The 13,493-nt window shown below is 74.0% G+C and carries 4 protein-coding genes; 3 read left to right on the top strand and 1 reads right to left on the bottom strand.

Annotation, left to right across the window (positions count from 1 at the left end; translation table 11 throughout):
- Positions 1-29: 29 nt before the first annotated feature.
- A complete protein-coding gene (locus HHL19_RS13660; protein WP_169089184.1) occupies positions 30-7,940 on the bottom strand; it encodes a MupA/Atu3671 family FMN-dependent luciferase-like monooxygenase in 7,911 nt (2,636 codons plus the stop codon).
- A 397-nt stretch (positions 7,941-8,337) separates the two neighbouring features.
- On the opposite strand from HHL19_RS13660, the gene HHL19_RS13655 reads away from it, so the two are divergent.
- From HHL19_RS13655 to HHL19_RS13645, 3 genes are read left to right on the top strand one after another with little or no spacing between them, the layout of a single operon-like run.
- Positions 8,338-10,146: an ABC transporter ATP-binding protein gene (locus tag HHL19_RS13655; protein WP_169089182.1), complete on the top strand. Its 1,809-nt coding sequence runs from the start codon at positions 8,338-8,340 to the stop codon at positions 10,144-10,146.
- On the top strand, positions 10,136-11,965 hold the full coding sequence (locus tag HHL19_RS13650) for an ABC transporter ATP-binding protein (RefSeq protein WP_169089180.1): 1,830 nt from the start codon (positions 10,136-10,138) through the stop codon (positions 11,963-11,965). Before HHL19_RS13655 ends, HHL19_RS13650 begins: the two co-directional genes overlap by 11 nt.
- Positions 11,952-13,490 (top strand): amino acid adenylation domain-containing protein, encoded by a 1,539-nt coding sequence (locus HHL19_RS13645; RefSeq protein ID WP_169089178.1) that lies wholly within the window; start codon positions 11,952-11,954, stop codon positions 13,488-13,490. Before HHL19_RS13650 ends, HHL19_RS13645 begins: the two co-directional genes overlap by 14 nt.
- Positions 13,491-13,493 lie beyond the last annotated feature (3 nt).

Genomic DNA, 13,493 nt, shown 5'->3' with positions numbered 1-13,493 from the left:
TGCGGTGGCGGCGGGTGGCCCGCCCGTGGTCAGTGGGGCCGCACCGAGCCGGCCAGGTCACCGACGGTGGGCGCGTCGAAGAAGACGTCCACGGGGAGGTCGACCCCGAACCGGGTGCGGATCTTCGCCAGGATCTGGACCGCCGAGATGGAGTCGCCGCCCTCCTCGAAGAAGTCCGACGCGGCCGTGAGTCCGCTCCGGCCCAGGACCTGGGACCAGATCTCGACCAGCTCCGGGACGATGCCGGCGTCCCCCGTGGTGGGGGCGGCGCCGGCCCGCTCCGACGTGCCGGAGCGCGGGGTCGACTCGTCGGCCGACGGGGCCGGCTCCTCGCTACGCGGGGCCGGCGACGGGTGCGCGGGGGCGCTCTCCCGCTCCGGCGGAACGGCTTCGTCCCAGCGCACGGCGCGGCCGCCGGCCGCCGCGGCGAGCAGGGTCGCCCAGTCCGACACGTCCGCCAGGTCGCGCGGGAGCAGCTGTCCGTCCTCGGCTTCGCCGCCGTGCGAGGCAGTCGCCGCGGCGACCGACGCGGCCACCGCGCCCGCGAGCCGACGGTGCGTCACCGTCGCGTCGGGCCCCGGTCGCAGTGCCACGGCCTGAGCGTCGAGCACGGGCAGCTCGGGCACCGGCCCGGCGTCCCAGGCGTGGACCTCCACCAAGGTGACGCCGTCGGGACCCTGCCTCCGGCCCCAGTCGGTGACGGCCACGGCCGGCCGTCCGGCCGTCGCGTCGCCGTCGGTGCCCAGCGGGGCCCAGCAGCCGCCGGACCACAGGATGCCGAGCACTCCCACGAGCAGCGCGGATCCCGGTTCCACCGCGAGCCCGACCGGATCGCCGGCGCGGACCCCGGCCTCGACGAGGCGTGCCGCCAGCCGCCGGGCGCGCCCGACCGCCATGGCGAGCGTCAGCGGAGCCGCCTCGCCGTACACCGGCACGGCCTCCGGCTGCCGCTCGGCGTGCCGGGCCACCAGGTCCGTGGCGCGCTCGGCCTCGGCAGCGGGCGCGCCCACCGCGGCGCGCAGCAGCACGTCGAACCGTTCGTTCAGTGCCCGGACCTCGTCCTCACTGACCGCCTCGGTGTTGTAGTCCCAGGAGATGCGGTGGCCGGTGTCGAAGTGCGTGATGTTCAGCCCCAGGTCGAACCGGACCGCGGGGGCTCCGCTCTCCAGGTGCCGCACCGTGAGCCCGGGGAGCTCCGGCAGATGCGGCTTGTCCCAGCTGAACACCGCCGAGAGCATCGCCGGCTGGCCCCAGGTCGCGGGCTTCGGCAGCTCGCGCATGATCTCGGCCAGCGTGCAGGCCTCGTGGTCGAAGGCGTCGAGCAGGACGCCGCGGATCCGGCGCAGGTGGGCGGGGAAGTCCTCCGCCGGGTCGCGGAGCGAACGGAGGGGCAGTACGTTGGCGCAGTAGGCGACGAGGTCCTTGCCCGGGCCCTCGGCGGGGCGGCGCGCGGTGGGCACGCCGACCACCACGTCGTCCTGGCCGGCCATCTCGTGCAGCAAGGCCGTGTAGGCGGCCAGCACCACCATGAACGGGCTGGCGCCGTGCCGGGAGCCGAACTTCTGCACCCGGCGCAGCAGGTCCTGGTCGAAGTCGACGTTCAGCCGGGCACCGGCGTGCCCGGTCACCCGCTTGGCGGCGGTGCGGTCCCGGCCGGGCAGGGCGAGCGGCTCGGGCAGCGGATCGAGGACGCCGCGCCAGTACGCCAGGTCGGCCTCGGTGGCGGACCGGCCGTCGGGCCCGAGCAGGTAGTCGGCGAGGCGAGGTGCCGGGGCGAGCGGCTCGCCGACGCCGAGCTCGTGGGCGTAGAGCCGGCCGAGTTCGTCCAGCAGCACGTTCTCCGCGCCGCCGTCGACGGCCACGTGGTGCGCGGTCAGGCAGAGCAGGTGCTCGCGCGGCCCCATGGTGAGGAGCGTGCCGCGCAGCAGCGGTCCACGGGAGAGGTCGAACGGGCGGGCGGCCTCCTCCTCCAGCAGCGCCGTGAGCTCCCGGTCGCGCGCGGCCTCGTCCAGGCCGGACAGGTCGACCAGATCGAGGTCGGCGTCCACGTCCGTCCGTACGGTCTGGGCGGCGCCGTCGTCGCTGAAGGCCACCCGCAGCGCCTCGTGCCGGTCCACCAGCGCCCGAAACGCGGCGCGCACCGCCCGGGTGTCCAGCTCGCCGCTCAGGCTGAGCAGTCGGCGCAGGTTGTACGCGCTGTTGGTCTCGGCGCTGAACTGCGCGGCGGCCCAGACCAGACGCTGGTTGGGGGTGCTGGGCAGCGCGACGGGCTGCGGCGGGACGCTCTGCTGCGGGGCAGCCTGCGGCGGCACGCTCCGCGGTGCGGCGGCCGGGCGCTCGGGCCCGCTGAGGGCGACCGCCGGGGCGGCGGCCGCGGCGTCGCGGGCGGGGGTGTCGGCCAGCGTCCGGCGCAGCCGGTCGAGCGCCTCGAATCCCTCGCGCGCCAGCTCCGGCCGCACGCCGAAGTCCACGAAGCAGGCGATCTCGTCCACCCCGGCGTCGGCGAGCTCGTCCACGGTCGCCCGGCAGCCGTCGATGCCTCCGATCAGCGAGCGGTGACGCAGGTACTTGTCCTGGGCCGAGCGGATCAGGAACTCGCGGTCGGACGCGGCCAGCCGGTCCGGGTCGATCCGCCTTTCGGCGGGCGACATCCGGTTGGTCAGGTCGAGCGCCGCGGCCAGGTAGTGCGCCAGCGGGTCGGCGGCCTCGGCCCGCACCTTCTCCTCGTCGTCACCGACCAGGGTGTGCACGAGGACCGTGATCCGGCCCTCGTCGTGGCCGGCCCGGGCCCGGGCCTCCCGGTAGGCGGCGATCTTGGTCTTGAGCTCGGCGATGTCCTGGGTGAGCAGGTTGGTCAGCACGCCCAGGCCCGCCCCACCGGCCGCGGCGAACGCCTCGGCACTGCCCAGCGTGGTGAGCCACATCGGGAGTTCAGGCTGGACGGGACGCGGATACGTGAGGATCCTGTGGCTTCCCTCGCCCGCGGGGAACTCCAGTTCCTCGCCGCGCCACAGCCGGCGGACCTGGTCGATCCGCTTCATGGTGACGTCGCGGCGATCGGCGAAGGAGCCGGGCGCCAGGACGAAGTCGCGGTCGTTCCAGCCGGAGGCGACGGCGATGCCGACCCGCCCTCGGGAGAGCCGGTCCACGACGGCCCACTCCTCGGCGATCCTCGCCGGGTGGTGCAGCGGACCCACCACGCTGCCCGCGCGCAGCTTGACCCGGCTGGTGCGCTGGGCGAGCGTCGCGGCGAGCACGGCGGGGTTGGGCGACAGGCCGCCGAAGGCGTGGAAGTGCCGCTCGGGCAGCCAGATCGCGTCAAAACCGTGCTGGTCGGCGAAGTCGGCGCCGTCCATCAGCAGCCGGTAGTGCGCGTCGATGTCGATCATGTCGCTGTCGCCGAAGTAGGACAGGCTCAGCTGCGGGACGCGACGCGCGGCCGGGACGGCCGGGGCCTGCGGACGTACGGGTTCGCGCACCGTCAGCACCGGGGCGGCCGGCGTCGACGCCGGCACCGGGCGCCGGGGCGCGGCCGCGGGCTCACGGAGCGCCGGCGCCGGAGCGGACGATCCGTCGGCACGCTGCCACAGGCCGGCCTCCTTCATCTCGGTGGCCGCGTCCAGGGCCGCGCGCACCACCTGGTCGACGTCCTCGTCGGTGTGTGCCGTGGACAGGAAGGAGGCTCCGGTCTCGGCGACGTACACGCCGCGCAGCGCCAGGTTGGCGCGGAACAGGTCCATCTCCACCGGCTGGTGGACGAAGCTGAAGTTGGCGTTCTGCGCGAACCGGAAGAAGGAGCCCGTGTTGGCGGCACCGAGCGGCACGCCCAGCTCGGCGAAGCCCGTGTTCAGCCGCTCGATCATCGCGTCGGAGCGCTCGTTGAGCTCCTTGTACAGCAGCGGTCCGTTCTCCCGCACGTGCCCGAGGACCGCGCGGGAGGCCGCCAGGGCGAGCGGGTGGTTGGCGTACGTGCCGGCGGTGAAGGTGAGCGGGGTGTCGCCCGGGATCCTCCACTCGCCCACCCAGGACCCGCCGTCGACCCGGTCGAGGAACTCGCGGCGACCCGCGACGGCGGCCATCGGCAGGCCGGCCGCGAGCGTCTTGCCGTAGGTCACCAGGTCCGCCTGGATGCCGAACAGCTCCTGGCAGCCGCCGGCACCGACCCGGAAGCCGGTGAGGACCTCGTCGAAGACCAGCGCGATGCCCTCGTCGTGTGTGAGGGCGCGCAGTCGGCGCAGGAAGTCCACCGGGTGCAGGCCCGGGTTGCCGTTCTGCACCGGCTCGACCACGACGGCGGCGAGCTCCCCGGCCAGCTCGGCGATGGTGGTCAGCGAGCTCTCCCGGTCCAGCGGCAGCACGATGACGTCGTCCACCATCGCCTGGGGGATGCCGGTGACCATCGGGTCGGCGCCACGGGCCGGGTCGTCGAGGCGGGGCGAGACCAGGGTCCCGTCGGAGTGACCGTGGTAGGCCTTGGCGAACAACACGACCTTGGACCGGCCGGTGGCGGCGCGGGCCAGGCGGATCGCGGTCATCACGGCCTCGGTGCCGGAGGCGCAGAACAGCATCCGCTCGGCGCCGGTCAACTCGCCGACCAGCCCGGCCACCTCGCCGGCCAGCCGGCTGGCGCTGCCCAGTTGCATGCCGTGGCGCATCTGCTCGGCCAGCGCCGTGACGACCGGCTCGGGGCTGTGACCGAGCAGGTGGGCGCCGAAGCCCATGGAGAGGTCGATGTACGCGTGCCCGTCGGCGTCCCAGAAGCGGGAGCCGGCCGACCGGTCGCCGCACAGCGGGTAGCGGATCGCGCGTACCTCCGGGCGGGTCGCCGGGGCGAAGCGCCGGTTGTTGGCCAGACGGTCCTGGTTGCTCAGCGCGTACGCGCGGGAGGCGGCGGTGCGGGCCTCGTAGCGGGTGATGACGTCGGCGAGGTACGCCTCACGGCGGGCGGCCGGCGAGAGGGCGGGCGCCGCGGCCGCGGGCGCCTCGGCACGCGGTCCGGGAACGGGCGTCGTGGCCGAGGCGGATCGGGCACGCAGCTCGGTGAGCTCGGCGGTCAGCGTCCGGACCTGCGCCTGCAGTGCCTCAAGGGCTTCGTCGACAGGATCGGGCGCCGCCGGGGGCGCGGCGACGGGCGCGGGGGCGGGGACCGGAGACGGGGCGGGGGTGGCGACCGGAGCCGGGGCGGGGGTGGCGACCGAGGAACGAACGGGAGCAGGAGCCGGGGCGGCGGCCGGGGACGCGGCGACCGGCGCGGGGGTGAGGACCGGAGCCGGGGACGGCACGGCAGTCGGGGACGGCACGCTCTCGGATGCCGGCGCGCCCGCCGCCGACCCACCGAGTGCCCCCGCGACATGGCGGGATATCTCTTCGATGGTCAGCAGCTCCTCGAAGAGCTCACGCACCGTCAGCGCGACGTCGAACCGGTCCGCGACCCGCTGGACGATCCGTGCGAAGACCAGTGAGTCCGCGCCGAGCTCCAGCAGCGGCGCCCGCTCGGACACCTCCGCTTCGGCCATGCCCAGCATGTGCGCGAGTTCACCGCGCAGGAACGCTCCAACGTCGGCCATGCCGCCATCCCATTCTTCGTCAGGTTGATCGTCCGCGTGTGCTGTACCGGGTACGAGCTGCGGGTCCGGGACACCGGACAGCCACAGCCGGTTGCGCCGGAACGGGTGTCCGGGGAGCCTGGCCGAGCGCGCCCCGGGCAGCACGCGCCGCCACTCGACGGCCCACCCGTGTACGAAGAGTTCGCCGAGCCCGGCCAGCACACCGGCCCGCGAGCTGTCCTCGACGCCGGTCAGTGCCGTCGCCACCGCCGTTCCCGGAGCGGCCGACGCGAGGACGCGCCCGGCCAGTCCGGCTTCGCCGCCGGCCTGCAGCAGGACGCAAGGGGTCCGTGCCGCGAGTGCCACGGCCTCGCTCAGGACCGGGTGCGGGCCGTCGCCGCTCCGGGCGATCACGATGTCGGCAGCGGTGGGAGCGGACTGCCCCACCGGACCGCGCGCGCCCGCGTCTCCCGTGACCGCGTCTCCCGCCACCGCCGACACGGCTTCGGCCAAGGAGAGTTCGCCTGCCAGACAGCGCGCCACGTGGACCGTGCCGGGCTCGGCGATCAGCACGTCGGGCATCAGGCCCCAGGCCCGCCACATCCGGCCGACCGCGTACCGGCTCGCGAAGGCCGCCAGGTCGCTCGGCTCGCCGCCGAGGACGGCCTCGGGTTCGACGCCCGCCGCCTCGGCCACCGCGTCGACGGCCTGCCGGAACACCTCGACCTCGCGGTAGGTCCGCGTGGGCACGCCCGTGGGGCCGCCGTCGGGCAGGAGCAGCACCACCGGGCCCTGCGGCGGGCGCGCGCCCAGCTCGCCGGCGCGCACGCCGGGGGCCGCTCCGGTTTTCCCGTACCGGAGCAACAGCTCGCGGGCGGCGCCGGCGTCGGGTGCGACGAACGCGAGCCGGGTGCGGAAGGCCGACCGGCCCACGGCCAGGGCGGCGCTCACCTCGTCGAGCGGCGCCTCCGTCTCCTGCCACGCCCGCGCGCACTCCAGCGCCGTCGTGCGCAGCGCCTCTTCGTCCTTCGCCGAGAGCAGCACCAGGCCGGGTCCCGGTGGCACCGGTGCGGCCTCCGGTCGTACCGGGGGTTCGGTGACCACCACGTGGCAGTTGGTGCCGCTCAGCCCGAAGGCGCTCACACCGGCGGCGCGCGGGCCGGGTCCGGCCGCCCAGCGGCCGTGCGTGGTCTGCACCCGCAGACTGCTCCGCTCCCAGTCGATGTGCGGGTTGGGTGTGCGGTGGTGCAGCGTCGCGGGGATCTCCCCGCGCTCCACCACGAGCAGGGCCTTGAGCAGCGAGAGGATGCCGGCGGCGGCCTCCAGGTGGCCGAAGTTGGTCTTCACCGAGCCGATCACCAACGGCCGGTCGGCCGGCCGGCCCTCGCCGTAGACCGCCGTGAGGGCCTCGGCCTCGATCGGGTCTCCCAGCGAGGTCCCGGTGCCGTGCGTCTCCACGTAGCCGACTTCGGCCGGGGCGAGCCCTCCCGTCCGCAGGGCGCTGCGGATGACCGCCTGCTGGGCCCGGCCGTTGGGGGCGGTGAGCCCGCTGCTCGGCCCGTCGTGGTTGACCGCCGAGCCGCGCAGCACGCCGAGGATCGGGTCGCCGTCGCGCTGCGCGTCCTCAAGGCGCTTGAGCACGACGGCGCCGGCGCCCTCGCCGAGCACGAAGCCGTCGGCCTCGGCGTCGAAGGCGCGGCACACCCCGGTGGGTGACAGGGCGTTGGTGAGGCCGCGGGTGACGATGTTCCACGGCGTACGGACCAGGTGGCTGCCTGCCGCGAGGGCCACCTCGCTCTCGCCCGCACGCAGCGACTGCGCGGCCATGTGGACGGCGACCAGCGAGGACGAACAGGTGGTGTCCAGCGTGAGGGCGGGGCCGTGGGAGCGCAGCAGGTAGGCGATCCGGCCGGCCGCCATGGCGCGGTTGACGCCGAGCAGGGAATAGGCGTCGAGCTGGTCGAACCGCCCGGGTGCGGTGGCGAGTTGGGCGTAGTCGTCGCCGCCGCTGCCGATGAAGACGCCGGTCGCGCTGCGGGCGAGCGCGTCGGCCGCGAGGTTGGCGTGCTCCAGAGCCCGCCAGCAGATCTCCAGCAGGATGCGCTGCTGCGGATCCATGCTCGCCGCTTCCTTGGGGGATATTCCGAAGAAGCCGGCGTCGAACCCGTAGACATCACCGAGGAAGGCCCCGCGCACCGGCCGGGACGGCTGTCCGTGATCGTTTCCGAGCAGGGCCGCGGTCTCCCGCTGCCAGGGGGCGTCCGGCAGGTCGGTCACGGCGTCCACACCCTCGCGCAAGGCGCGCCAGAGGGCGTCGAGGCTCTCGATGCCGCCGGGCAGCCGGCAGGAGGCGCCGATCACGGCAATCGGTACCGCCGGACCATCGGGTTTCATCGCGCTCACAGAATTCCAATGGGAAGCAGGGCATTCCTGGACAATGAATGTGTGGCATGGCCGGAAATCACCGGGGGTGCTTTTGTATTCGCAAGGCGACGGCCCGCCGAAGGTGACATAAAAGGCCCTCGCGACCCCCGGCGCTCCAGCTGTATCACCTAGGGAAGGTGCCGGACCAGCAGCAACCTGAGGCTAAGTCACCTTGGTTTCGGCGGTCAAGATCTTCTTGGTCCTCCGCCTTCCCCTTCCGGCCAGGACCCACTCGGGGCCTCCTGACAATCGTTGACCGCTTCCCGGCGACGCTGATAGAACTCGTGCCTGACGAGAAATTGGACCCGCCCGTTGCCGTTTCCCCGAGGACCGGTGGCGCCCATCCCGCTACTGCTGAAGGCAGGTAATGCGAAGCACTGAGCGAGGCGCCCGGACCTCGCCCGTCCTGGCCCTGCTGCGGGCCGCGATCGGTACCGATGCCCGACGCACCGTCATCCTGGCCGCGGCCGTCGCCACGAGCGGGGCCCTGCCGATCCTGATCGCGATAGCCAACGGCCACCTGGTCGGACTGATCCGGCAGGAGGACCGGGGCGTCGGGATCGGGCAGGCCGTTGCCGTTACGGCGGTCGCGCTGGCCGCCATGTTCTTCTGCCTGCAGCTCACCGCCCTTGTGATCAACATCATGGCTGAGGACCTGGGCCGGCGGATCGGCGACTCCCTGCGCCAGAGGATGATGGCAGCGATGCTGCGGCCGGCCACCGTCGCGCCGCTGGAGGACCGGGAGTTGCTGGACCGGGTCGCGGTGGCCCGAGGCATCGGCACCAACCAGGTCGAGGTGCACGTCGCCGTCACCGCTCTGGCGAACCTCTCGGTGACGCGCCTTCAGGCCCTGGCCTGCGGCATCGTCCTGCTCTGGTTCGACCCGCTGCTCGGGGCACTGGTCACGCTGGCGTACTTCGTCCTCACTCTCGCGCTCGCCGCCGAGTACCGCGACCAACAGGGCGCCGTCTACACCGAGTCGGAGCGGCTGCGCCGGTCCGGCTACATCCGCGACCTCGCGCTGACGGGTGAGGCGGCCAAGGAGATCCGCGTCTTCGGCCTGGCCGAATGGCTGGAGCGGCAGTTCGCCTCCGCCTGGCGGCCCGGAGTCGCCGGAGCCCGGCTCAGCCCGGCCGTCCTGCGGATCCTCGCCGCCTGCGCCGCCGTGGTCGCCGCGCACACCGTGCTCTTCTACCGGCTCACCACGGCCGCCGCCGACGGATCCCTCGGGTTCGGCGGGTTCATCGCCTTCACCACCGCCGCGTCCGGCCTGGTCTCGGTGATCGCGCTCACCATGGACCTGGTCTATCTCCGTGAGGGCGCGCTCGCCATCCCGGCCGCCCTGTCGGTGATCGCCGAACTGGACGGGCACGCCCCCGCCGCCGGCGGCGAGCGCGTGGCCGCTCCGCTGCCGCCGATCGTCTTCGAGAACGTCGGCTTCCGCTATCCCGGCAGTTCCCGTTGGGCGCTGCGCGGGCTCGACCTGGAGATCCGCCCGGGTGAGACGCTCGCGGTGGTCGGGTTCAACGGCGCCGGCAAGACCACCCTGGTCAAGCTGCTGTGCGGCCTGCAGCGCCCCACCGAAGGACGGATCACGGTCGGCGGGCGCGACCTCGCCACCCTCGAACCCGCCGCCTGGCAGCGGCACTTCGCCGTGGTGTTCCAGCACTTCAACCGCTACCCGGTCTCCTTCGCGGAGAACATCGCCTTCGGCGCCCCGCAGCAGCCGGCCGACCGCGAGCAGATCGAGGAGTCGGCCCGCGCGGCCGGTGCCGAGACCCTGGCGCGACGGCTGCCGCACGGCTTCGACACCGTGCTCTCCCGCCGCTACCCGGACGGGGACGACCTGTCCGGCGGCCAGTGGCAGCGGGTCGCGGTCGCCCGCGCCCTGCACGCGGTACGCGCCGGTGCGCCCTGTCTGGTGCTCGACGAGCCCACGTCGGCCCTGGACGCCCGCGCCGAGGCCCGGTTCCACGACGAGGTGATGGAGCGCAGCGGCGCCTCCATGACCCTGCTGATCTCGCACCGCTTCGCGACCGTGCGGCACGCGGACCGGATCATCACCCTGGACGGCGGCCGGATCACCGAGGACGGCAGTCACGACGAACTCATGCGTCAGGAAGGGGTCTACGCCCAGATGTTCACCCTGCAGGCGAAGCGGTTCGATGTCGACTGAGCCACTGCCGGGCACCGCCGGGACCCGGGACGAACTGTCCGACATGCGCGGCCTGCGCACCGTGCTCCGGCTCTCCTTCGTCGCCGACCGCCGCCGCTCCGTCGCCACCCTGCTCATGTTCGGCCTGCGCCCGCTCGGCCAGGTCCTGGCCGTGGTCTGGCTGGGCCTGCTGGTGGACGCCGCCGGCCGCGGCGACACCTCCTCCGCCTGGGGATACGCCCTCGCCAGCGCCCTGACCATGGGGCTGACGGTGCTGGTCATGCGGCTGTCACTCAACGTCAGCGCGCTGATGATCGAGAACACCGCCCACCACGCGGACCTGGGCATGCAGGCACTGGCGAACCGGATCCCGGGGCTGGGCCACTACGAGAACCCCGCCTATCTGGACCGGCTGGAGCACCTGCGCCAGGAACGCCAGCACCTGGCTGAGGGCGCGGACGTGGTCGGCCTGGAGATCGGGGTCCTGGTCCGGACCCTCGCCACCGTGGTGCTGCTGGCCCTGATCAGCCCGTGGCTGCTGCTCCTGCCGCTGGCGACGCTGCTCTCGCTCGCCGCCGGACGGCACGCCGAACGGCTGCGCCAGACCGCGCTGACCGAGGCGGCGGCCGACCTGCGCCGCACCCGCGACCTGTTCCAGCTGGCCAGCTCCCCCGACGCCGCGATGGAGCTGCGGGTCTTCGGTCTCGCCGCGACCATCGAGGCACGGCACGCCGACAGCACCGAGCGGGCCCGGGCCACGCTCGCCGCGGCGAACTGGCGCGGACTGTGGCTGACGACGCTCGGCTGGGCGGTGTTCAGCGCGGGCTACCTGACCGCGCTGCTGCTCGTGGTGGCCGCGTACCGGGACGGCACGGCGAGCGTCGGACAGGTGGTGCTGGCCCTGCTCCTGATCACCGGGATGAACCTGCAGATCGACTTGCTGGTGCGGTTCACCAAGGCACTGCTGCGGATGGCCCGGGCGGGCGCGCTGTACGACTGGCTGGAGCGCTTCAGCGAGGCCGAGCGGATCGCCGACACCGGGGTGCGGCCGCCGGAGCGGCTCACCGACGGCATCGCGCTGCGCGGCGTCACCTTCCGCTACCCGGGGACGTCCGGCGCCCCCGTGCTGGACGCGGTGGACCTGCGGCTGCCCGCCGGCAGCGTGGTCGCGCTCGTCGGCGAGAACGGGGCGGGCAAGTCCACGCTGGTCAAGCTGCTCGCCGGGTTCTACCGGCCGACCTCCGGCGAGCTCCTGGCCGATGACGTCGATCTGACGGCCGTGGCTCCGGAGGCCTGGCGGGAGCGTGTCACCGCCGCCTTCCAGGACTTCGCCCGCCTGGAGTTCACCCTGCGCGACGTGGTCGGCGTCGGCGACCTGTCCCGTGCGGAGGATCCCGACGCGCTGATCGGGGCGCTGGACAAGGCCGCCGCCGGTGACCTGGCGGAACGCCTGCCGCTGGGCCTGGACACTCCGCTGGGGTCCTCCTTCCCGGACGGCGCCAAGCTCTCCGGCGGCCAGTGGCAGAAGACCGCGCTGGCCCGCTCGGCGATGCGGGAGACCCCGTTGCTGCTGCTCTTCGACGAGCCCACCTCGGCGATCGACGCCGCCGCCGAGCAGGAGCTGCTCGACCGCTACCTGCTGGCGGCGCGCACGCTCACCCGATCCACCGGCGCCGTCGCGGTGATCGTGACGCACCGGCTGTCCACGTTGAACCACGCCGACCTCGTCGTCTTCCTCAAGCACGGCAAGGTGCACGAGTTCGGCCCCCACCAGGAACTGCTCGCCCATGGTGACGACTACGCCCGCCTCTTCGAACTACAGCGCCGTGCTTACCGGTGACGCGGTCGGTCCCGCTGCCCTCGGAAGCCGTGCGACGAGTACCGGCGCCCTGCTCCTCGCCGGTCTGGACGCCGCGCCGCGGGACGTCGCCGTCATCGACGGCGGGCGGCTGCTGACGGCGGGTCGGTTGAAGCGGGACGCCGAGCGGTGGGCGGCGCTGCTGACCGCGCGGGGGGTCGGTGCCGGCGACCGGGTGGCCGTGCTCATGGAGCGTTCGGCCGCCCACATCGCCGCGGCCCTGGGAATCATCAGCGTCGGCGCCGCCTACCAGCCCAGCGACCCGCGGCTGCCAGCGGCGCGCGTCGGAGAGCTGCTGACGCACAGCCGGCCGGCCCTGCTGATCACCGACTCCGACTCCGCCGGGCCCGGACCGGCCGGGCTGCCCGTCGTCACGCCCGCCGACGCGGACCGCTGGACCGGGCCCGTCCCGGCCCTGCGGCCCGGCCCCGGCGGCGGCGACACCGTCTACGTGATGCACACCTCGGGGACCACCGGGAGGCCCAAGGGCGTGGTCGTCCCGCATCGCGCGCTGGTCACCCGGTTCCGCTGGGGTCAGCGCGTGTACCCGCTCGGCCGCGGCGACCGGGTGCTCTGGCACGCCAACGTGGGCTTCGACTTCTCCGTCTGGGAGATGCTCGCGCCGCTCGCCTTCGGCGCGACCGTCGTCGTCGGCGACCCCAGGGAGGCGGGCGACCCGGACGCGCTGGCGGCCTGCCTGGCGCGCGACGCCATCACCGCGGTGCACTTCGTGCCGCGGATGCTCGGCCTCGTCACCGGGCGCCTGTCCGCCGCCCAGGCCGCCCAGCTGCGGTACGTGTTCTGCGGTGGCGCCGCGATGAGCCCCGCCGTCCGCGACGCGTGGCTGACGGCGTACCCGTGGACCCGGCTCTTCAACCAGTACGGGCCGACCGAGACCTGCATCGACTCGACCACCTTCCTGTGCAACGGCTCCGAGCACACCGGCGAGGTGCCGATCGGCACCCCGGTCGACGGCACGCACGTCCGGGTGGCGGACGACTCCCTGCTGCCCGTGGCCCCGGGCGGGACGGGCGAGCTGCTGATCGGCGGGCTCGGCCTGGCCGACGGCTACCTCCACCAGCCGGAGCGTACGGCGGAACGGTTCGTCACCGACCCGTACGGCGAGCGCCTCTACCGCACCGGCGACCTGGCCCGGCTCGACCCCGACGGACGGCTGTTCCACCTGGGCCGACTCGACCGGCAGATCCAAATCAACGGCGTACGCGCCGAACTGGGCGAGATCGAACACGAGTTGCTCCGGCACCCGGACATCCGCGAGGCGCACGTGACGGCGCTGACACGCGGCCCGGACACCGTCGGCACCCTCGCGTACGTGGTCGCGGACGCTGGGCTCACGGCCGCCGCGGTCCGCCGCCACGCGGCCGACCTGCTGCCCCGCACCCTCGTCCCCACCCAGATCGTGCGGCTGGACTCCCCGCTCCCCCGCACCCACAAGGGCGAGGTGGACGTCCAGGCCCTGCGCGCGGCCCACGCCCCCGGCCACTGAACC

Origin of the sequence: Streptomyces sp. R302, assembly GCF_012927245.1 — a bacterium.
Lineage (GTDB): Bacteria > Actinomycetota > Actinomycetes > Streptomycetales > Streptomycetaceae > Streptomyces.
The sequence above is the reverse complement of the archived record's forward strand: the minus strand, read 5'-3'. Positions and strand labels throughout refer to the sequence as shown.

Excerpts from the sequence above, each read along its gene's own strand:
- HHL19_RS13650 (WP_169089180.1), top strand. The coding sequence starts at position 10,136 with ATGTCGACTGAGCCACTGCCGGGCACCGCCGGGACCCGGGACGAACTG.
- HHL19_RS13660 (WP_169089184.1), bottom strand. The coding sequence starts at position 7,940 with ATGAAACCCGATGGTCCGGCGGTACCGATTGCCGTGATCGGCGCCTCC.
- HHL19_RS13655 (WP_169089182.1), top strand. The coding sequence starts at position 8,338 with ATGCGAAGCACTGAGCGAGGCGCCCGGACCTCGCCCGTCCTGGCCCTG.